The sequence below is a fragment of the Aliiglaciecola aliphaticivorans genome (assembly GCF_054782055.1).
The window spans coordinates 4,766-26,797 of record NZ_BAAGTF010000040.1; the positions used below are offsets into that span (position 1 = coordinate 4,766).

At 40.6% G+C, this 22,032-nt stretch carries 21 protein-coding genes and 1 pseudogene; 17 read left to right on the forward strand and 5 right to left on the reverse strand.

Annotated elements, in window-relative coordinates:
• Positions 1-372 (forward strand): annotated as a pseudogene (locus ACYVIL_RS17155) (transposase); the annotation flags it as partial.
• 351 nt (positions 373-723) lie between these two features.
• Here ACYVIL_RS17155 and ACYVIL_RS17160 read toward each other — a convergent pair.
• Positions 724-1,092 carry a hypothetical protein gene (locus ACYVIL_RS17160; RefSeq protein WP_303475085.1) on the reverse strand — a complete coding sequence of 123 codons (369 nt, stop codon included), beginning with the start codon at positions 1,090-1,092 and terminating at the stop codon, positions 724-726.
• A 639-nt stretch (positions 1,093-1,731) separates the two neighbouring features.
• Here ACYVIL_RS17160 and ACYVIL_RS17165 point away from each other — a divergent pair.
• The 11 genes from ACYVIL_RS17165 (at position 1,732) to ACYVIL_RS17215 (ending at position 12,294) form a co-directional block, all read left to right on the forward strand.
• Positions 1,732-3,660, forward strand: a complete 1,929-nt coding sequence (locus ACYVIL_RS17165) for an ATP-dependent DNA helicase (RefSeq protein ID WP_303475087.1) — start codon at positions 1,732-1,734, stop codon at positions 3,658-3,660.
• Positions 3,661-3,664: 4 nt separating this feature from the next.
• The gene (gene tsaB, locus ACYVIL_RS17170; protein WP_460313700.1) at positions 3,665-4,348 is read left to right on the forward strand and encodes a tRNA (adenosine(37)-N6)-threonylcarbamoyltransferase complex dimerization subunit type 1 TsaB; all 684 of its coding nucleotides are present in this window, start codon (positions 3,665-3,667) and stop codon (positions 4,346-4,348) included.
• Between the two features lie 123 nt (positions 4,349-4,471).
• A complete protein-coding gene (locus tag ACYVIL_RS17175) occupies positions 4,472-4,792 on the forward strand; it encodes a hypothetical protein (protein ID WP_303475088.1) in 321 nt (106 codons plus the stop codon).
• A 317-nt stretch (positions 4,793-5,109) separates the two neighbouring features.
• The gene (locus tag ACYVIL_RS17180; protein ID WP_303475089.1) at positions 5,110-5,751 is read left to right on the forward strand and encodes a Slp family lipoprotein; all 642 of its coding nucleotides are present in this window, start codon (positions 5,110-5,112) and stop codon (positions 5,749-5,751) included.
• A gap of 143 nt (positions 5,752-5,894) precedes the next feature.
• Positions 5,895-6,749, forward strand: coding sequence for an alpha/beta fold hydrolase (locus ACYVIL_RS17185; protein ID WP_460313702.1), 855 nt, complete (start codon positions 5,895-5,897; stop codon positions 6,747-6,749).
• Positions 6,750-6,844: 95 nt separating this feature from the next.
• A complete protein-coding gene (fadD, locus tag ACYVIL_RS17190) occupies positions 6,845-8,497 on the forward strand; it encodes a long-chain-fatty-acid--CoA ligase FadD (protein WP_303475093.1) in 1,653 nt (550 codons plus the stop codon).
• Positions 8,498-8,582: 85 nt separating this feature from the next.
• Entirely contained in the window at positions 8,583-9,731 is a 1,149-nt protein-coding gene (rnd, locus tag ACYVIL_RS17195) for a ribonuclease D (RefSeq protein ID WP_460313705.1), read from the forward strand.
• Positions 9,731-10,012: a YcgL domain-containing protein gene (locus ACYVIL_RS17200; RefSeq protein WP_460313707.1), complete on the forward strand. Its 282-nt coding sequence runs from the start codon at positions 9,731-9,733 to the stop codon at positions 10,010-10,012. The genes rnd and ACYVIL_RS17200 overlap by 1 nt, the downstream gene beginning before the upstream one ends.
• Before the next feature lie 9 nt (positions 10,013-10,021).
• Entirely contained in the window at positions 10,022-11,011 is a 990-nt protein-coding gene (locus ACYVIL_RS17205; protein WP_460313709.1) for a lytic murein transglycosylase, read from the forward strand.
• Positions 11,012-11,686, forward strand: coding sequence for a fumarylacetoacetate hydrolase family protein (locus ACYVIL_RS17210; protein ID WP_460313711.1), 675 nt, complete (start codon positions 11,012-11,014; stop codon positions 11,684-11,686).
• On the forward strand, positions 11,683-12,294 hold the full coding sequence (locus tag ACYVIL_RS17215; RefSeq protein ID WP_460313713.1) for a YcgN family cysteine cluster protein: 612 nt from the start codon (positions 11,683-11,685) through the stop codon (positions 12,292-12,294). Before ACYVIL_RS17210 ends, ACYVIL_RS17215 begins: the two co-directional genes overlap by 4 nt.
• A 42-nt stretch (positions 12,295-12,336) precedes the next feature.
• On the opposite strand, the gene dsbB is transcribed toward ACYVIL_RS17215, so the two are convergent.
• Both dsbB and nhaB read right to left on the reverse strand, forming a co-directional pair.
• Positions 12,337-12,861, reverse strand: coding sequence for a disulfide bond formation protein DsbB (gene dsbB / locus ACYVIL_RS17220; RefSeq protein WP_460313715.1), 525 nt, complete (start codon positions 12,859-12,861; stop codon positions 12,337-12,339).
• A 23-nt stretch (positions 12,862-12,884) separates the two neighbouring features.
• Positions 12,885-14,471 (reverse strand): sodium/proton antiporter NhaB, encoded by a 1,587-nt coding sequence (nhaB, locus tag ACYVIL_RS17225; RefSeq protein ID WP_303475104.1) that lies wholly within the window; start codon positions 14,469-14,471, stop codon positions 12,885-12,887.
• Positions 14,472-14,735: 264 nt separating this feature from the next.
• On the opposite strand from nhaB, the gene fadR reads away from it, so the two are divergent.
• From fadR to ACYVIL_RS17240, 3 genes are all read left to right on the forward strand, one after another.
• Positions 14,736-15,446, forward strand: a complete 711-nt coding sequence (gene fadR / locus ACYVIL_RS17230) for a fatty acid metabolism transcriptional regulator FadR (protein ID WP_460313717.1) — start codon at positions 14,736-14,738, stop codon at positions 15,444-15,446.
• 272 nt (positions 15,447-15,718) lie between these two features.
• Positions 15,719-16,075, forward strand: coding sequence for a phasin-related domain-containing protein (locus tag ACYVIL_RS17235; RefSeq protein ID WP_303475106.1), 357 nt, complete (start codon positions 15,719-15,721; stop codon positions 16,073-16,075).
• Between the two features lie 101 nt (positions 16,076-16,176).
• Positions 16,177-16,788, forward strand: coding sequence for a hypothetical protein (locus ACYVIL_RS17240; protein ID WP_303475107.1), 612 nt, complete (start codon positions 16,177-16,179; stop codon positions 16,786-16,788).
• 276 nt (positions 16,789-17,064) lie between these two features.
• Here the strand turns inward: ACYVIL_RS17240 and ACYVIL_RS17245 are convergent, their stop codons facing one another.
• Positions 17,065-18,552: a DUF3336 domain-containing protein gene (locus tag ACYVIL_RS17245; protein ID WP_460313719.1), complete on the reverse strand. Its 1,488-nt coding sequence runs from the start codon at positions 18,550-18,552 to the stop codon at positions 17,065-17,067.
• A gap of 444 nt (positions 18,553-18,996) precedes the next feature.
• Here ACYVIL_RS17245 and ACYVIL_RS17250 point away from each other — a divergent pair, with 444 nt between their 5' ends.
• Complete coding sequence (locus ACYVIL_RS17250) at positions 18,997-20,199, forward strand: DUF445 domain-containing protein (protein ID WP_303475109.1); 1,203 nt, start codon at positions 18,997-18,999, stop codon at positions 20,197-20,199.
• Positions 20,200-20,261: 62 nt separating this feature from the next.
• On the opposite strand, the gene ACYVIL_RS17255 is transcribed toward ACYVIL_RS17250, so the two are convergent.
• A complete protein-coding gene (locus tag ACYVIL_RS17255) occupies positions 20,262-21,026 on the reverse strand; it encodes a ParA family protein (protein ID WP_460313785.1) in 765 nt (254 codons plus the stop codon).
• 342 nt (positions 21,027-21,368) lie between these two features.
• On the opposite strand from ACYVIL_RS17255, the gene ACYVIL_RS17260 reads away from it, so the two are divergent.
• Positions 21,369-22,019 carry a TetR/AcrR family transcriptional regulator gene (locus ACYVIL_RS17260; protein ID WP_460313721.1) on the forward strand — a complete coding sequence of 217 codons (651 nt, stop codon included), beginning with the start codon at positions 21,369-21,371 and terminating at the stop codon, positions 22,017-22,019.
• The last annotated feature ends 13 nt before the right edge of the window (positions 22,020-22,032 follow it).

Genomic DNA, 22,032 nt, shown 5'->3' on the forward strand with positions numbered 1-22,032 from the left:
GTGGCAACCACCCCAGAATCATCTCACCACACCAGCATAAAGCGCCGCATTCATGATTTTAAAAAAGGGTATCAGCCCTCTACGTTAATGCCCTTTGTCGGTAACTCAATGCAGCCAAAACCGGCAGGACTAACGTTTGATTTAGTCGACTATCTACAATTAGTGGACCTATCGGGCCGCAGAATCAATCCTGACCAACGAGGGGCAATAGATATGAGTGAATCCCCCATATTGCAACGCTTAGGATTCGACGAACACACCTGGCAAGATATGTTTTTAACCTTTGAAACACATTTTAGTGTGGCAGCCGGACAAACAGATACTTTAAAGCACTACAAACGAAAGCGTCGGCAAACGAGTTCATTGGGTTAACGCCCTTCTGAATCACTTTTCATTTCAGGCATTTTTTCACAAGAAGGAGGCCTAGCCTCGTACTAAATTCACCTCAAAAGCACTTACCCAACGCAGATACCGAATCGCTGCATGCATTTATCTAAAATAAGGGCGTAAAAAACACTTTGTTAACTATTTTTACAAATAATTAACCGAGCTGGTTAGTATTTTAAAAGGTGCCTGTCCATAAAAAAAATGCTGGCTGTCCATGAAAAGAACTCTGGCTGTCCATGACAAAAAGGTGGGTGTCCATGAAAAGAAAAAAGAGCGAAAATTCGCTCTTTTTTGGTGTTACACATAGTGTCTCATTTAAAAGACACCCGTTTATGATTAATTACAATCAGAAACGTCTCCACCCGTTTTCTCTTTCATTTTGATGCAGGCTTCTTTTATCTTGTCAGCGCTAGCTTCTTTCATTTCTTCTACTTCATCCCCAGCATCTTCCATCATTTCTGAGGCTTTATCTTGTGCTGCATCTTTCATTTCTGACGCTTTTTCGCTTGCGTCGTCCATCATGTCTGCCGCTTCATCCTTGGCGTCGTCAAGATAATCTGAAGTTTCTTCCTTCATCTCTTCCATTTCTTCAGTCATTTCAGCTTTGGTTTCACTGGTTGATTCTTTTTGGGCTTCTGAACACCCAGCAAGGCCTAAGCTAGCGATAAATAGTGATAATACAATTTTCTGATTGATTGTTTTCATTGTGTTTCCTTTAGTCCATTTTAAAGTGCTGTTTCTTTTTTAAGTGATCGAGCGAAGGTCAATGTCACAAATAAAAAGATACCAACGTAGCATATCGTAGAAATTATAGCCGACATTAACCTACTAGATAAATCGGCAGGCTTGAAAATTGCCATCAAGGTGACAACAGTCGCTAATATTAACCAGAATAACATAATCGAACTCCTTTCTATGTGCCACTTGAAACAACTGATTGTCAACCTGTCGTTTCCATCAGTGAAAACAGAAAAATAGCAAATAAATCTTACTGTTTTATGATGAATTAAATAATATTTTAAGTATTGCTTAATCTATGCCAAAGTTTCATCTATTTGATTATTAATGGTTTTATTATTCTTGGTGCTGTTTGGTGGGGTTATATTGGATAAATTAGTCTGTTTTTTAATACACCTTTGGTGCGACTTGTCTTTTTTGGGGCAATTTTTTAAGCATTATATCCAACACAACTGCACTCAAAGGTTATCTTCCGCTAACATTTTTTTAATTTTTTTGGCATACTCACCGCCAATTTCTCCCGTTGCGGAGCGAGAAAGCAATTTTGGTTAAATGGATAACAATAGTGATACTAATTTGTGACAGTAATAGGCAGGCAAGCAGAATATGAATAAAACGTCAGTGTTGTTTGCCGAAGATGGAGTATTGTCTACTGCTATTGAAGGGTTCAGTCCCCGCGCTTCACAAATTGCTATGTCTAACGCCATTGAGCAATGTATTGATGATCAAGTTCCACTCATTGTTGAGGCGGGTACCGGCACAGGGAAAACCTTTGCTTATTTAGCCCCTGCGATGATCAGCAATAAAAAAGCGATTATTTCAACGGGCACAAAAAATCTTCAAGAGCAGCTATTTCACCGAGATTTGCCGCTACTTAAAAAAGCCTTAAAAAGTAATCGCCAAGCGGCGTTACTCAAGGGGCGGTCTAATTACCTTTGTTTGCACCGATTAGGACAACACAGTGGTAATAGCACTTTGCTAGAGCGCACAACCTTAGATGAGTTAACCCAAGTCAGACAATGGGCCTCCACCACTAACACTGGCGACATGGGAGAGCTTAAATCATTGGCTGAAAATGCCAGAGTTCTGCCCTTAGTCACCTCTACAGTTGATAATTGTCTTGGCCGAGATTGTCCTGACTACGAAGATTGCTATTTAGTGAAAGCTCGCAATAAAGCGATGGATGCGGATATTGTCGTGGTCAATCATCATTTGTTCTTCGCTGATATGGCATTAAAAGATACAGGTTTTGGGGAATTAATTCCCGAAGCGGATGTGGTGGTATTCGATGAAGCCCACCAAATTCCCGATATTGCCAGTGAGTATTTTGGAGAAGCGCTTTCCAGTCGACAAATACATGATTTAGCACGAGATATTGAAATTATAAAACGGACTCAACTCAAAGACGCAGAACAACTGGTTAAGGTTGCTGAAAAATGTCGTTTGATTGCAGCGGATTTACGGATTTTATTTCCCGTCACTCCAGAACGTGGTAATTGGCGACAGATGTTAAAACGTCCAGAGGTTGAAGCGCAAATTAGTAAGTTGGACGAGTCGTTAACGGTGCTTTATGAAGTGATTAAAATTCATTTGGGGCGAGAGAAAGAACTGGATACCCTATTTGAAAGGGTAACTCATGCCAAAGCAAAATTGGCAGTGTTAAACGATGTCAATCAAAAAGGGGTGAGCTTATGGTATGAAACAACACCCAAGCACATTGTTTTGCATTTAACGCCATTAAGCATTGCTAAACGTTTTGCCAGTTTTATTGAAGAGCCTAAACGCAGTTGGGTTTTCACTTCTGCCACTTTGATGGTGGATGGTGGTTTTGCCCACTTTCAACGTCTAATGGGCTTGGATAATGCTAAAACCCTAGCTTTAGATAGCCCCTTTGATTATCAACAACAAGCGGTACTGTGCGTGCCTCGGTATTTACCCGAACCTAGTAGTTGGGAGATGCGACAAAATTTACTGGAAGTCGCTATAACCTTAATTAAAGCGAGTAAAGGGCGTTGTTTCCTGCTATTTACGTCCCATGCAATGCTGAAAATTATCGCTGAAAGTTTAGAGGAACATATTGATAACCCAATTTTAGTGCAAGGCACCACGACCAAACGAGCCTTACTAGACGAATATGTCAGCAACAAACAAGCGGTTCTATTAGGTACAGGTGCATTTTGGGAAGGAGTAGATGTGCGCGGTGACGATTTGACCTGTGTAATGATAGATAAACTCCCGTTTGCGGCACCGGATGATCCACTTTTGCAGGCGCGAATTGAAGATTGTCGAAAATCAGGCGCAAATCCATTCGCGCAAATACAAATCCCCCAAGCGGTTATTTCCCTAAAACAGGGGGCAGGGCGACTCATTCGTGATGAAAAAGACAAAGGGGTGTTGGTGATATGCGATAATCGTCTGATCACCAAAGATTATGCAAAAACGTTTTTAGCTAGTTTACCGCCAATGAAGCGTACCCGTGATTTATCGGTGGCGGTCGATTTTTTAACTGAATTAAACTCCTCTGAAGGCCTGTGAATTGATGAAGATACTTGCGATAGATACAGCCACTGAAGCCTGCTCTGCGGCGATTCTTATTGAACAAAAAACGGATTCCATATTTGAAGTTTGTCCCCAGCAGCATAGCCAAAAATTACTGCCTATGGTGGAACAGTTATTACAGCGGAACAATCAAACATTAGCAGAAATGGATTATTTGGTGTTTGGACGCGGTCCAGGCAGCTTCACGGGGGTCCGTATTTCAACCGGTATTATTCAAGGCTTGGCACTCGGCACTGAAAAACCGGTTATTGGTATTTCTACCCTGGCGGCCATGGCACAGCAAGCCATTGATGAAACGCAGGCCAAGTTAATTGCGGTTGCCATAGATGCTCGAATGGATGAAGTGTATTTTGCGTTATATCGCAATGAGAATAATTTAGCCAGTTTGGTTGGCGAAGAGCAAGTGCTTTCAGCTGATGCTGTGTTGGCGCTATTAACCGAGGAACCGGACGTACTATGCGGAACCGGTTGGGCGGCTTACCCTGCCTTTCAAACAATAGTAGAAAAAACAGGACAGGCATCAATTCTTTATCCGGCTAGTGCGGCTATGATGCCATTAGCAATCGAAGCTATTGCTCAAGGGCGTTTTGGTGAGGCTGAGAACATTCAACCGGTATATTTACGTGATAAGGTCACCTGGAAAAAGCTACCAGGCAGAGAATAACCCCTTGATTGCCGAACGTCCTTTTTCAGATTTTGTTCTTTTTTACACACGCACATGTTTTGTGCATGATTATTGCTGTTTAAAATGGTTTGACAGGTAAAAAGGAGGCTAGAGTTTAGCTTAGTGGAAATTAAATCTTCGTTAGTTGCTGCGCAAAATCAACTAACAATCACGCCCACTGCTCGTGAACCGCAAAAACAAGCGGAAGCGCAAGAGCAACAAAATCAAAGACGTGACACTGAGTTGCCTCGTCAGCAGGTTGTTACGCGTCAAAATACACCAGAAGCATTTGCTCAAGCCGAACGTTTTAGCCAACAAAAAAGCAACTCCTCACAACCTCAAGATTTTACTGCTCGTCAAGCGATAGACGCCTACCAATCTCTCGCCAAGGAAAACCAACGTAGTGAAATTCAATCGTTAATGGGGATTGATACATTCGTCTAGTATCGGCTTTTTTAAATCCTGTCGCATACAGTTTTAGTGTAATATTTTGCGCTTATTTGCTAAGCTAATTTATAGTGGGTTTGGCATTTATATCCCAAAATGAAGTTGATTCAACCAATATTCAAACCTATTGTGAGTATGGGGTGTTACTATTATTTAGAGTGAGTTTAGAAGCAAGTCCAATTGATTTAATAACATGAAGTGATAGATTCATGGTCTGTTTAGCGAAAAGACGAGTAGAAGATAAATACGGAGCCTAATCATCTCAGGTTGTATTAAATCTAGTTAATTGAATTTAAGTAGTAAAGGGGATTCTCATGTTAGCGAAAATCACGATATTTATATCAGTAGTTCTGATGGCGGGCTGTACGGTCATCCCTGATAGCATTCAGGTAGATGAAGGAACCACGCTACTTGAATATCAGCAAGTTACTAGCAATCCCGAAAACAATATTGGGAAAATTGTTCGTTGGGGGGGCGTGATTGCTGAAATAACCAACTTACCAGATGCCACTATGGTTGAAGTTGTAGACTTTCCGCTTCGCTCCTATGGCAGACCTTCTGTATCAAACCAGAGTATGGGGCGATTTCGGGTTTATATCGACGGCTTTATTGATCCCGTGGTGTTTGAAAAAGGTCGTGCAATTACCTTTACCGGAAAAGTTACAGGTTCAGAAGAGGGAATGGTGGGCGAGCACAAGTTTGTCTTCCCAACAATTCAATCTACCGGATATCATCTTTGGAAAGAATTAGAGCAAGTCAACGTAAGAACCATAAGTATGTGGCCATATGGAAACTACTGGGGATGGCCATACCGCCCTTATCATCAGCGTGTGTTTATCCGTCGTAGTAACGATAGCCCCTCTGGTGGTGCTTCAACGCCAATCAGAACGCAGCAACCTAGTCGTTCGTCACAGTCACGAAATAACAGTGTAAGAACCATTGATAAAGAGCCTTAAACAGTGATTTTTAGGCAATTATAACTAATCACGATAGCGGTGTATCACGGCGGATAATTTCCGGTGGTGGCAATAAAGTGTTAAAAAGCGGCATGTACTTGCCGCTTTTTTGTTTTTCACAACATGCCTAAAAGGATATGAAAATGCATGATGTCAGGTTTTCTTTGCCTAACCTTGAGTTAGCTGGACTTGCTAATGGTCATACCGATAAACCCCTTATTATTGCTTTGCACGGATGGTTGGATAACGCGGCCAGTTTTATCCCTTTATCTCACTATTTGAATGATTATCACTTGATCGCTATTGATTTTGCAGGGCACGGTCATTCTAGCCATCGCAGTGCGGATGCCCATTATCACCAAATTGACTTTGTGCATGACTTACATGAACTTGTATTGAGTCAAGGCTATAAAAACTTTATTTTACTTGGACATTCAATGGGCGGAATTGTCGGCTCATTGTATGCCAGTAGCTTCCCTGAATTTGTGTCTCATTTCATTACCATTGAATCATTTGGCCCCATGTCTAAGGATGCGCAAACTAGTCCTGTGCAAATGCGTGAGTCTATTGAAAGCCGTTTGAAATTGCGGGCGAGGGAAGCGAAACACCCCAAAAGTTATGATTCTGTTGTTAATGCTAGAGCATTAGCTGGCGATTTGAGCGAAGAGGCTGCTACACTTTTAGTGAATCGAAATTTGCTCGAACAAAATGGACAGCTCCGTTTTCGCACAGATAGACGGCTTCGCACTCTGTCGTCTATTCGACTAACAGATGAACAAGCCAAACATTTCATGCAAAATATTCAAGCTCCTACGTTAGCGATTATGGGTACCTCTGGATATGAAGTTATGCGTGAAAAAATGCAGGAAAGATTTGATTGGGTGACGAACCTTTCTCATGTGACTTGTGAAGGGGGGCATCACTTACATATGGATTACCCACAACAAATTGCAGCTAAATTGCTTAATTTTCTGGCGGACACGCCATTAAAACAATAAAATTAGAAAACAATCAGGTCTTACCTGTATTAATTTTAATGTTCATTCGTTAAGATCATGTAACTGTATTGAGAAGCATAAGCCCTGGAGGCACAATGGACAAAATTTGGTTAGAGCACTACGACCCCAATATTCCTGCAGAAATTGACCCAGAGCGTTATTCTTCAATAGTTGATATATTCGAACAATCGGTTTCGACTTACGCGAATAATACTGCGTTTATCAATATGGGTCACAGTATTACCTTTGCCGAGTTAGACACTTTATCTGCACAATTTGCAGCTTATTTGCAAAGTGAAGGGTTACAAAAAGGTGATCCTGTTGCCATTATGATGCCTAATGTTATTCAATATCCCGTGGCACTATTTGGCATTTTGCGTGCAGGATTAACCGTGGTAAATGTCAATCCACTTTATACTGCACGAGAACTGCAACACCAATTAAACGATTCGAATACCAAAGCTATTGTCATAATTGAGAATTTTGCATCTACTTTGGCGCAAGTCATTGAGCAAACCAATGTGCAAAAGGTTCTGCTCACTCAGGTTGCTGATATGTTTCCGGCACCTAAACGTTGGCTTATGAATTTTGCCGTAAAATACATTAAAAAAATGGTGCCGAAGTTCTCTATTGCGAAAACTGAAAGTTTCCTATCTGCTATTAAAAAAGGAGCTTCCTTAACCTATACCCGGCCTGAAATAAGCAATGATGAAATTGCTTTTTTACAATATACCGGCGGCACGACTGGTGTATCAAAAGGGGCGATGCTCACTCATCGCAATATGGTAGCGAACCTAGAACAAATTTCGTCAGTATTACAGACGGTTATTCAACCGGGAAAAGAACTGGTGGTCACTGCGCTACCGCTTTATCATATATTTGCCTTGCAAGCGAATTGCCTGACATTTGTTAAGTTTGGGTGTCCAAGCCTGTTAATCACAAACCCTCGAGATATGACCGGCTTTGTAAAAGAAATGTCGGAACATCCGTGGACAGTGATCACTGGGGTGAATACCTTATTTAATGGTTTACTCAATACTCCCGAATTTAACGATCTTGACTTTTCAGATTTGAAGTTTGCCTTAGGTGGCGGCATGGCGGTGCAGCGCTCGGTGGCTGAAAAGTGGCAAAAAGTAACAGGCAAAGTCTTGTTGGAGGGCTATGGGTTAACCGAATGTAGTCCTGTGGTCAGCGTGAATCCTCCGCAACTGGAGAGTTATAAAGGTTCTATTGGGATGCCGGTTTCCTCAACAGACATTAAATTGTGTGACGATGATGGCAATGAAGTCCCTATGGGCCAACCCGGGGAAATGTACGTTAAAGGGCCGCAAGTGATGAAAGGTTACTTAAATCGTCCCGAGGCAACCGACGAGGTGATTCAAGATGGTTGGTTATTAACCGGTGATATCGCTACGGTTGACGAACAAGGCTATTTTTATATCGTCGATAGAAAAAAAGACATGATTCTAGTGTCAGGGTTTAACGTATTTCCTAATGAAATTGAGGAAGTCGCAGCAATGCACGATCAAGTCGTTGAAGTCGCTGCTGTTGGTGTGCCTAGTGAATCATCCGGGGAAGCAGTAAAACTCTTTGTCGTCCGTAACTCAGATGAATTGACGGAAAAAATCTTGATCGATCACTGTCGTAAAAATTTAACCGGGTACAAAGTACCAAAATTTGTTGAATTTAGAGACGAGCTTCCAAAGACAAATGTTGGTAAGATACTGCGCAAAGAGCTGCGCGATTAAATTAAACGAAATCTTTTACTATTTCATTTAAATCAAAAAGCCGGCTCATGTCGGTTTTTTACTTTCTAGGTGTCCATCTTTTCATATGCAATATACCCTTATAACTAGTTTCGAAGCATTACAATCCTTTTGTGATCAAGCCAGCAACGCGTCTGCCATTGCCGTTGATACCGAATTCGTGCGAACCAGAACCTTGTACCCTAAGTTAGGCTTGATTCAAGTTTTTGATGGTGTTTCACTGGTTCTTATCGATCCCTTAGAAATTGATGACTTATCACCTCTGGTGGACCTTTTAGCTAATCCGGATGTTGTGAAAGTCTTGCATTCCTGCTCTGAAGACTTAGAGACGTTTTGGCATAGCCTGAAAGTGATCCCGACGCCTATTTTTGATAGCCAATTTGCAGCGTGTTTATTAAATATGGGAGCTACATTAGGTTACGCTAATCTCATTGAGCTAATGTTAGATATTAAACTCGATAAAGGTGAGTCGCGGACAGATTGGATAGCTCGTCCCCTTAGTAAAGAGCAGTGTCAATATGCTGCAAATGACGTTCTCTACTTGTTGCAAATTTATCCTCAATTAAGTGAACAAATTGCAGCGTTAGGAAGAACGGAATGGATTTATCAAGAAATGCGTCAACTGGCATTGAAAAAGTCCATTAACCTTCCGGCTGAGCTGGCTTATTTAAATATTAAAAACAATTGGAAGTTGTCAGGAATTTCATTGTATTTACTTAAAATATTAGCCAAGTGGCGCATCGAGCAGGCGCGAATTCGTGACTTGGCGTTAAATTTTGTCGTGCGTGAATCCAATCTCGTTGAAGTCGCAAGAACCTTGCCTAGTCACAAAGGCGCGATATTTGCCATTGATGGTATGACGCCACAGGAAGCGCGGATCCATTCAGAAGCCTTACTGAGTTTGGTGGAAGAAGCCAAACTCGCGCCCGTTGAGGTCTACCCGCCGCCTGTTGAAAGGTTAATCACCCACAAAGGATTCAAAAAAGCGTCTGCTGAAATACGAGCTTTATGTCAATTAAAAGCAGATGAGCTTGAAATACCCGTTGAAGTTATAGGCTCTAAAAAACAAATCCAACAATTGTTAAAATATCATTGGCATCAACAAGATGAACTGCGGGAAATGGGATTAAAACCTGATTTAATGCAAGGCTGGAGAGAGGAGTTGCTAGGTGATGAGGCCCTTAAAATAGTGGCCAAATATGGGGAGATTCGATAATGCTTGTGTATGTGTACAAAAGTAATAAAAAGCAGCAAACCTATCTCTACGTTTTACAAAAAGATAACTTTGATGATGTGCCAAAACCCCTTATGGAAACCTTTGGTAGCCCTAGTTTTGTAATGATTCTAGCCTTGCAAAAACGTCAAAAATTGGCCCAGGTGGATATTCATAAATTAACCACTGAATTGAATTCAAAAGGTTTTTATTTACAACTACCTCCACCAAATGAAGACTTATTAAAGGCACACAAACAATCACAACTAAAGAGTAAAGGTTAAATTGGCGACATGATCAAATTAGTGAACCGGCACTGCATTCTATTTTTAATTCTGCTGTTAAGTTTTCCCCTTTGTGCTCAAAAATCAGAACAAGGCTACGGCGATTATGTGGAGCAACTTAAGCAGGAAGCGATTTCAGAAGGTTTCGAGGTTGAATTTGTTGAACAAACGTTTGCCGACATAACATTCTACAAACGCGCCATCAAAGCAGATAAAAATCAACCAGAGTCTAAAATCACCTTAGATAAATATTTGCGCACGCGGGTACCAGATTGGAAGGTGAAACAAGCCATCGATTTGTATTCTCAACATCAGCAGGTTTTAGAAAAAATAGGTGAAGAATACGGTGTGCAACCGCGTTTTATTGTCGCCTTATGGGGTAACGAAAGTAATTTTGGAAAGATAATGGGAAATTATTCGGTTATTTCTGCGCTATCTACCTTAGCCTATGAAGGACGACGTGAAACGTTCTTTAAAAAGCAGTTGTTTGCGGCTTTGACGATTTTACAGCAAGGTCATATTCAAAAGTCACAGTTTCTCGGTTCTTGGGCGGGAGCTATGGGCCAAAGCCAGTTCATCCCAACTTCTTTTCTTACCTACGCAGTTGACTATGATAAAGATGGTAAAAAAGATATCTGGAGCAACCCCAAAGATGTCTTTGCATCCATTGCTAATTACTTAAGTAAAGAAGGATGGGATGACAGTATAACCTGGGGACGCCAAGTTCGTATTCCTGCCGATTTTGATTTGAGCTTAGCGGGTTTAACTAAATCTAAGATGCAATCATTAAGTGCATGGCAGGCACTAGGAGTGAGACGCTACAATGGTGCAGATTTGCCCAATGTAGACTTACAAGCCTCGTTAATTATGCCCGATGATGAGCATGGTCGGATCTATTTGGTTTATTCCAACTTTCATACGCTTATGCGCTGGAATCGTTCAACCTATTTTGGCAGTGCAGTTAGTTATCTGGCCGATCGAATTAAAAAGGGGTCTTAGATGGAATATAGTCATAAAACGATTAATGGTCAGCCTATTCAGCTACCTGTTGGCAAAGTTGTATGCGTGGGACGTAATTATGTGGACCATGTTGAAGAATTGGCTAATGAAATACCCGATAACCCATTATTATTTATGAAACCTTCGACTAGCCTATGTGATGTAAATAATCCGATTTCGTTACCTCCCGAAACCTTAGGAAATTGTCATAACGAATTGGAAGTGGCCATTCTGATGCAGTCTCCGTTAAAAAACGCTTCCCAGGCAGATTGCCTCAATGCTATCTATGGAGTGGGTCTGGCACTGGATTTAACCCTACGAGATTTGCAGAGTAAACTTAAATCTAAAGGTTTACCTTGGGAGCGAGCTAAAGCCTTTGATGGGGCTTGTCCGATGTCGGGTTTTGTTGAGGTTGGGGAACTGGCTGATCTTCAAAGTTTAGATTTTAGTTTGCACATTAATCAACAACTCAGACAGCACGGAAATACGTCTCTGATGATCTGGAACCTTGCTTCTTTATTGTCACAAATTAGCGAGGTTTTCACTTTGTTGCCCGGTGATATAGTGCTAACAGGGACACCCAAAGGGGTGGGGCCCTTGCATCCTGGTGATCAATTGTGTTTGAGTTTACATGAGCATTTTAGTGTAAACAGCAAAGTGCTGGTGGAAACATGAGCTTAGCAGCAAACTTTTGGCAGACGAAATCGTTAGCACAAATGAATCGTCAAGAGTGGGAGGCCGTTTGTGACGGCTGCGCTAAATGTTGCTTACACAAAATCATAGATGAAGGTGACAAAGAAGACAGTGTCAAAGAAGAAAGCGCCACAGAAGACATTCTGTCAGAAGTTAGTGCTGGGCAAGTTGATGAACTCGCCGTAAACGCGCCTCAAGAAGACTCCGTCAATCAAGTCACGCCTTCCCAAACCGCGCAATTGCCTAACACTGAAGAGTTACATTTTACCAATGTTGTGTGCAGCTATTTGAATACTAAAACATGTGCTTGTACCCAATACGCAGACCGTGATGAACTGGTGCCAGAATGTGTCACATTATCCCAGGATAACCTTCATCAGCTTGCCTACATGCCGCCTAGTTGCAGTTATCGTAGACTTAACGAAGGCAAAGGGCTGCCTAGCTGGCATCCATTACTGCATAAGAATAAAAAGTCAGAAATGCACAAGGCTGGTATGTCTGTGCGGGGAAAAACGGTATTCGACAAAGACGTGGATGAGCGCGACTTTGAAGATCACATCGTGATTTGGCCGTTGAACGAAATCGATTAACTTGCGGGTTAATCGATTTCTGTGTTTAGCCGTTGGTTTGACTTAAAAGCTGCGGCGGGTAAAAAGTCGACTGAATAAAACCACGGTAAACACGGCGCTGTAAATTGCAAACACCACAATCATCCATTCAGGCATACTCATATTCATAAATTCCCAATCAATACTGCCGCAATCACCAGTGGCAGCAAACATGTTGGGCAACCAATTGTGCAAGGGAAGGAATGCAGGGAAATTAGGGACAATTTCACAGGAAACAAAAAACGGGTTAGTTTCGTTCTGGATATCTACGTGCTCCATGGCGATAAACATGCCCCATATAGCCGAGATCCCCCAGGTCACAAAACCGATAAATCGAGTGATGATATTGTTTTTGAGGGTAGGGAGTAAACCTGCGAACAGTAAACCAAATACGGCTGTGCGTTGATAAATGCACATGATGCATGGCTTAAGATCTAATCCGTATTGAAAAAACAGCGCGGTTACAATCAAGGCCAATGCAGACAACGTCAACGTCAACCAAGCCCATCGCGTTGACGCTAAATTGCCCAAGTATACAAATATGTTCATTTTGATGAATTTTATCCTAAATTTTAGTGAGCGCTAGGGGCACCCGCGGCTTCGCTTGGAACATGATGGTTTATCCAATGCAGATTATATAAAACGTCGGTCAGTTCCTGTAAACCAAAATAGGTTGTAGCCAAACCTACTAGGGTTAAGACAATTGTAAAGGGGAATGCCATATAAACCATAGTACCATATGATAAGCGTAGTAAAGGCGCGATAGCGGACGTTAACAAGAATAAAAATGCCGCTTGTCCATTCGGGGTGGCTACACTGGGTAAATTCGTTCCTGTGTTGATAGCGACGGCTAACAAATCAAACTGATCTCGGGTGATTTGTCCATTTTGCAGCGCTGTGGTGACTTCGGTAATGTAGACCGAGCCTACAAAGACATTGTCGCTGACCATAGATAACACTCCGTTGGCGAGGTAGAACATCACCAGTTGAGTTTTACCTTCAAACGTTAGCACGTAGTTAATTACGGGTGTAAATAGGCCTTGGTCAATGATCACCGCCACAACACCAAAAAACACACATAGCAGGGCAGTAAAGGGTAAGGCTTCTTCAAACGCTTTACCAATAGAATGCTCTTCAATAACGCCACACATGGTGGTGGCCAGTACAATTACTGATAAACCAATAAGACCCACTTCTGCTAAATGTAAAGCTAAGCCGATGATTAACCAAATACCGATAATGGCTTGGGTAAAGAGTCTAGCGGTATCTAATTTTGTACGTTGTTTATCCATCTGAGTGTTGTAATCACTCAAAATGCCTCTAACGACAGGCGGCAATTGCGCGCCGTATCCGAACCATCCCATTTTTTCGACGAAATAGGCGGTAAGCAAGCCTGAAAAGAAAACAGGAATCGTAATCGGCGCCATGCGAACGAAAAATTCACCAAAACCCCATGATGCTTTGTCTGCAATGATCAAGTTTTGCGGTTCACCAACCATGGTCATAACGCCACCTAGCGCTGTTCCTATAGCTGCGTGCATCATCAGGTTACGAAGAAATGCTCGGAAGTTCTCTAAATCATCACGACTTGGTTGGGCTATTTCATCATCACTGGAATGATCGTGATCGATGTGGAAATCTTTACCTGAGGCCACTTTATGATAAATACTGTAGAAGCCTAAACCTACAGCAATAATTACTGCAATTACCGTCAATGCATCTAAAAATGCAGATAAAAATGCCGAAGCGATAATAAAGGCTAAGGATAGTGCGCGTTTGTTTTCTATCTTTATTAATAGCTTAGTAAACAAATACATCAGCAGATCTTTCATGAAGTAAATGCCTGCGACCATAAATACCAGCAGCAAAACCACACTAATATTTACAGTTATTTCATGATACATATGACCTGGAGATGTCATGCCTATGAAAAGTGCTTCTATGAGCAATAACCCGCCGGGTTGCAGCGGGTAGCATTTTAGGGCCATTGCCAAGGTGAAGATAAATTCCAAAACCAACACCCAACCAGCAATATAGGGACTAACAAAATAAAATAAAATTGGGTTTAAGATTAAAAACCCTACAATAACCTGCTTGTACCAATCCGGAGCATGGCCTAAAAAGTTTTTGTAAATAGCTTGAGTCATTGAAACTTGCATAGAGGAGTCCTTTTACTCATCGACCTGAAGTGCAATCGCAAATATTTATCCCTTCATTTTTAAAAGGTAAGCGCAATAAATGCAAGGTAAATCTGTTGTTAATCAGTGAATTGATACTATTTGAACAGATATTGCTCAGCTTTGCGACAGATAAAGTCTATTAAATAATTAACATACTGTTAAACTTTCGTTGTTCCATATAAAATTCATCTGGTACAATGAGTTATCAACATGACACTAAAATGATAATAAGAGAGCCGTTGCATGATTTACAAGGCACAAAGTCCAGCAGGATTTGCAGAAGAATATATTGTTGAGTCAATATGGAGTGGGCGATTTCCGCCAGGGACGATTTTACCGGCGGAGCGTGAGTTGTCAGAACTCATAGGCGTGACTCGCACAACTCTGCGAGAAGTACTTCAAAGACTTGCCCGAGATGGTTGGCTAACAATTCAGCATGGTAAACCTACCAAAGTGAATAATTTTTGGGAAACGTCGGGTTTAAATATCCTTGAAACACTGGCACGTTTAGATCAAGAAGGGATTTCCGAATTAGTTGATCACCTGTTAGCGGCGAGAACAAATTTAAGTGCAGTATTTATTCGTGGTGCAATTAAAAATAATGCTTCACGAGTGAAGGAGATCCTCAAAGGATATCAAGATATTCCCGAAGACGGGGCTGCGTTTGCCTTATTCGATTATCAAATTAACCACGACATGGCGTTTGCTTCAGGTAACAAAGTGTATGTTTTGATGATGAATGGTTTTAGAGGTTTGTATTCTCGAATTGGTGGATACTATTTCTCTTGCCCTAAATCTCGTGAATTATCTCGAAACTATTATCAAAAATTAATGGAATTAGCTGATGCAGAAGAATTTGATAAAGTTGTGTCTGTTGTACGCGAATATGGAATAGAGTCAGGTAAAATTTGGCATGAAATTCGCGCCGAAATTCCTAAGGATTTGGTTGATTAAATATTTTGCTGTGTATTCATTGTTCGCAGATAGTGAATACACCGCAGTGCTTCTGTGAACATAACGCTAATAATATGAATGTTAGTTTATAAGTTGAAATCTCTCCTCAAAACGCCTATCCCTACGATCCATTATTAATATTTTAAAGTCATTTAATTTCAAATGGTTGCACTAATGTTTCGAATTAATTTGGATTAATTTGTAAGATTAGTATGCGCTTTCTAATTTTGATCGTTAACCTTGATTACAGTCAACAAATCGAGGAAATAATCATGACTAATTTAGACGCAATCAAAAGTAAAGTTTCAGACGCTGAAGATTTTGCACGTAAAATCTGGTTAGCTGGTTTAGGTGCTTATGGTAAGAGTTTCGACGAAGCTCAAGGTCAATACGAAAAATTGACCACTGAAGCAGGTAAAGTATTTGAAGAGCTAGTAGAAAAGGGCGAAGTATTAGAAACTGAAGCCAAAGCGAAAATCAAAGCTAAGACCAATGTTGAAGAGCGTGTTTCTGAAGTACGTAAAAAGTTAGGTTTAGATGCATCTTCAGGTTCTGAAGACAAAGTGGAAGAACTTTCTGCAAAAATTGATGCATTAACTGATGCAGTTGCAAAATTAGCAGCTAAGTAATATCAATAAGTTCAGGAATTGCTGTGAGCCTTAAGTCATCTTAAGGTTTACAGTACCTGAACTTCTATACGTCTCTAGTGAGATATAAAGTCGGGGGAGTTATGAAAGCGATAGAATCTGTAGAAGAAACCGGGCGTAAGTCTTGGTTGGCAAGTGTTGGCGCATATGGAGAAAGCTTAAACAAATCCACTGATGCACTGGACAAATTGTATACAGACGGCAATGCTTTAGTTCAAGACCTGATCGTACGCGGTGAATCGGTGGAAGCGGATATTAAAGCTAAACTAGAACACAGCTCACTATTTAAGGGGAAGTCGATGTTAAAAAGCAAAATTGCAATGTTCAAAAGTAAATTGGGCATGCAGAGTCAAAGTCGCGAAATTCAACTGGAAATACTCTCTAACAAAGTTGATAACCTAATTGACGTAGTCGCTAAGCTTGCACAGCAAAAGGCTGCTGAACAAGCTGCCGCAAAGTCTGCAACGAAATCGACGGCCACCAAAGCGTCAACAACTGCAGCTAAGCCCGCGAGTACGCGCAAGACAGTGGCCAAAAAAACAACCACTGCTAAGTCGACCGCTGCTAGTAAACCCACTAGCACGACTAAAACAACTGCAGCCAAAACCGCAGGTGCAACAACTACGGGTACAAGAACGCGCAAACCTGCCGCTAAAAAAACCACAACCACTAAAAGCACTGACGATAAAGAGTAGATTTTAGGGGCGGGAAGCGTCTCTATTTTAGCCAAAACTAAAATACGTTTTTACGCAGAAAACAGGCAATCCTTACAAATAAGACGCACCTAAAGTGCCATATAATTAAAAAATCCCCAGTTGAGTCTGAGGATTTTTTGGTTTTGACTGTTGTAAGGGGATCTATTCAGACAGACCATAGATGTCAATGTATATGCCAAGTCACACTACACAATATCACTGTAACAGGCTTGTCACCTAAGTTCCCATACCTGAACCGCACCATGAAAGAGACTTTTAGGCTGATTTTGGTGAATCCACCAATCGGAGACCGTTGTGCTGAGTAAGTACTCTTTGTTCTCTGCTCTTTAGCTTTTTAAGATACTTGCTAAATGTTTCACTAATTTGTGTATCCCGTTTAATACGGTCAATTTGCGGCCAGGTTGCCTGTTCTGCACTAGAAATCAATTTTTCAATACTGCGTAACGACGGGTTCGCTAAGATATGCTTCAAGCTGGCAAAACCCCGTTGAGGCAAAATATTAATATCGCCTACATATTGTTGATCGATGACCGAGCGAAGTTTATGAATGCCTAACTTGGCACCTTTGTGAGACGTAACGCCTTCTAAAACGTCAAATGCGTATATGCTATTCATCTTAGTGATATTTGCAATGTGTCGCCAGGTAAGGGCTGCAATGCCTCTTGTATCTTTTTTATCACGGGATAAAAACGGCACAGCCAGAGGGTTTGTTTGACTTACAATACTATGGTTAACACCATAAAGGCGAGCTAACTGCTTAAAAGGCATATCAGCCATCAAGGAGCCATCAGCGAAACGTCGATTGGGAATATAGGGCACTATGTCACCATTTGCCTGTTTAGCTTTGAGTTGCACCGGGCTAAATACCAATGGGATGGCACATGAAGCTCTGACCGCTTGGGTAATAATTGCATTGGGCGAAGTTTTAGCATTCAGTAAACGAGAATATTGGTGCAAATCTGACGGTGAGACCGTTACAGTAACGTGACGGCCCGTTTTCTCGTAGGCTTCTTCAAATGTCATTAAATCGAATAATTCGATTAATGCATTTTCTAAGTTTGAGCTATCCATTAGGCTGTTGCGCCCAAAGCCTTGCCATATACGCCAATTACTAAATTTTTCGTAAATATTTTGCGGTTCTAAAGCTTCTTTTAGTTCTTCATTGGTGCGGGTAGCAATGAGGCTCGCAATGATTGAGCCGGCACTTGCCCCTGAGACAACGTCTGGCAGTAAATCATGTTCGCTCAAAGACTTGACCACGCCACCGTGGAAAAATCCTAAACCCGCGCCGCCACTTAGCATTAGACAACTTTGACCAAACGCATGGGCAGTTTCATCAAAGAACGATAGTTTCTCGTAAAAATCGATTTCAGACTCATCTGCGTGATAAATAAAATCTAAGGACTCACAGACTTGGTCGATAAATTCTTGGATGAGGTATTTTGTACCAATTTTGCTGTGATTTTTTATCGCTGAGTTGGCAATATTACCTAGGTTTCCATGAATTCCTTCATGCAAAATCGACATCAAACCCAGTGCATCGCCCCGCGAACGGGCTAATTTAATGCGCTGTACACGTTTGCGAATAAGACGGTAATCGTATTCTTTACAGGCATCTTTTGCTTTCCAATCTTCTGCACCAGAAATTTCATCATGTTCTTGGCAGGCTTCCTTGTACTCTTGGTAACTTTCTGCATGTTTGATTGCAGCATTCAATTCGCTAAGGGAATCCCGGTACGCCATATGGTTCAACCTATTTAACTTAGTACGATTAGATACTAAGACTATTTAATTAAAAGCCTTTAAACCTAGCCCTTTTAGTCAAAAGAGCTAGAAATTAAAACTATAATAAACTGTTGTCGTTATAAAAACTAACATCTCATCAGCTAAAAAAATATTAGCCATTAGTATGCTGTATTAATAAAACATTAAATTAGAAAACGCTACCCAATTTAACGGAAATTATAGGGTTGAAGTCCGTTAACCTTAATGCATAATTATAATATTAATAATCAACAGCATAAATTTGATTGACCATTGTAATGGCAGCGTTTAGCCTGACCTAAGTATCGGGCTTAGCGTAGACTCAAAAGCGATGATTTATTGAACAGCGAGCTTCGCTAAGTAACTATCTTACGAGTTTGTTTTTCATTTCTGATTAACTTAATAAAGGCATCCACGCTACTTATGCAATGGATTTTAGAAAATTACCTGCTGTTGCTGATCCCAATCACCAGCGGGATAGTAGGTTGGGCAACTAACTTTCTAGCAGTCAAAATGATGTTTTATCCAATAGAGTTTATTGGTATTCGTCCTTTTTTCGGCTGGCAAGGACTTATTCCTATGAAGCGCAAGGAAATGGCCGAAATAGAAGTCGAACTGGTCTTAGGCAAACTGTTAAGTGTCCAAGAACTCGCTGATAGAATAGAAGCAGATAAATTAACCGCGTCCATTCAACGTCGACTCAAACAAGTGTTAAGAAAAGTTGTCAACCAGGTCATGCAGGAGTCTGCTCCTCAAATGTGGGCGTCTATGCCCGTGCAAGCTAAAAATTTGGTGTACAAACGTGTTGAAGCTGATATTCCTAACGTCGTTGCTAAAATGGTCGACGATTTCAAACACAATGTAGATGAAATTCTGGATATCAAAGAATTAGTGGTGGAACACTTAGTCAATGACCCCGAGCTTATCAATGAGATTTTTTTAAGATCCGGTGAAAAAGAGTTTCCGTTTATCGAGCGTTCAGGTCTTTATTTCGGCTTTCTATTCGGTTTGCCTACTATGGCTTTCTGGTATTGGTTTCAAAGTTGGTGGATTTTACCCTTAGGTGGTTTAATCGTAGGCTATGCCACCAATTGGATCGCAATTAAAATAATATTCGAGCCAAAGAAGCCCATTCGATTCTTAGGGTTGACCTTTCAAGGTATGTTTTTAAAACGCCAAAAAGAAGTGTCTGAAGTGTATTCTGAGATCATCGAGAAAAAGCTTATCAACTCTAAAAACATCACTGATATAGTGCTGCATGGCTCAGGATCGGCTCAACTTTTGGAATTGATTGAGCTTCATGTGAATGATGCTATCGAGCGTTATGTGGCAATAGCTCAGCCTTACTTTGCATTAGGTGTTGGCTCTGAGAAGTATTACCGAATGAAAGAGCTTGCCGTGAAAATGATTTTTGATAGTTCTGACAAGTATCTGCAATATGCCCATGAATATGCCAATGATGCCTTAAAAGTTGGGGATGATTTGTGCGCAAGAATGCAACTACTTACGCCGGAAGAGTTTGAAGGGGTATTACGCCCTGCTTACCAGGCCGATGAATGGAAGTTGATTGTGGTTGGAGCTATTCTTGGGATGATAGCCGGTTTTATGCAGCTTTATCTAATTTAACCCTCCATCAGTCAATCACTCGCTTCTGTCTTCTTGCTTGCTGTTTATAATAGAATAATCGTTTAATTATTCTGGCCTTCAATAAGGTCAAAAATACCGATCAATGACAAGGTCAATTTATGTTTAGGCGCAAGTTCAATTAACGGTTTTTTAGCTTGATGGGATTCACGCATTTTCACTGATTGCGCAACATATTCCGGTAGTACTGGATAATCTTCGTCTAATAACTCGTTGATGATCTGTTTTGGCAGATTCGCATTACTCATAAACTGATTGGCAATAATACCTTCTATCTCTAAATCAGGATTATGATCTTCTTTAATTTCGGCAATTTTCTGTTGCAAGCTGTACAAGCCTTGTCTGGCAAAATCATCACAATCAATGGGAATTAAACAGCGTGACGCAGCGATAAGTGCCGATAAACTAAAGAAGTTTAGGGCAGGAGCAGTATCGATATAAATACGGTCATAATCCTGTTCAAGGGCTTCTAGCGCTTCTTTTAGCTTATAAATTTTGTGTCTACTGTCCAACTCACTTTCCAATTCAGTTAATCGTGCAGAACCGGCAATGATATCCAAGTTTTTCACTTTGGTGGACTGACAAAATGCGTTTGCTGGTTTGCGATGCAAGTGAAACGTAATCGTTTGTTCAAACAGGTTGGCTATAGTGCAATCATCATCTTTTTTGATGGCATCTAGGTAGGCAGTACTATTACATTGAGTATCCAAATCGACCAATAAGGTTTTAAGGCCGTTATGGGCTGAAATAGCTGCGAGGTTAACGGTTAAACTCGATTTTCCTACGCCACCTTTTTTATTAAATAGCACTCTTATCAAGGGAATTGCCTCTGGTTATTGGTTGCTAAAATTGATTCATCTATTTACTAACTAATCGGGGGCGACCTTTGGCGTTAAACATTTATACAATTTGTGATGTTACAGACAAATAATAATGTTAATGGCCAAAAAGTAAACATAATTTACCCTAAACATGATTCAAATGAATAACCTATTATTTTATTTCTAGCACTTGTATGTTGCTAATATTTTATGGAATGATAGGTGAAAATATTTTATCCAATTTACAAACCCATGTTACTTCCCGGTGTGCGTTTGTTATTTAAATTGGCCATGCAAGAAAATTTATTCGACTAACTTTGGTTGTTCAGTATGAAAACGGCAGAGAAAATACTAGTCACTTCGTTGGATTTATTTAACCAACACGGGGAGAGTAATGTCAGTAGCGTTGATATTGCGGTTGAATTAGATATTAGCCCAGGAAATCTTTACTATCATTTTAAAGGCAAAGAGATGATAGTATCAGCACTGTTTGAATTATATAAAAATCAAATAGATACAGCATTTAATTCAGCAACTAACAAAGATTTGACTATTGAAGAGTTTTTTTATTTTCTGTACGTCATTTTAGAAAAAGGTCATCACTTTCAATTCCTCTTCCATAATCAAGCTAATCTCGCTGAAAATTATCCCATGGTGGCTAAAAAGTTTAAGTTGCTGATACTTTCACAAGAAAGAAGTATTGAAAAATTAATCAATGTTTTCATTAAAAAGGGCAGTTTAAAGGCGAGTTTTCACCAAGGAATTCAGATTGTTGAGCTGGTTGGTCTAGTGTTTAGTCAATCAGCGAACTATTATGCTTTAAAAGGTCAAAATATAAGCGATGAAACTTACTTATATAAAGGCTTGGCGACTATTCTATTTGCGGTATTACCATATATTGATCTACCGCCCGGGGAGCTGCATCATTTGCAAGAAGCAATCGCAACTCAAACTTTGGTAAGCGCGTTAGGCGTTTCCTAGAAATCCGTACGTT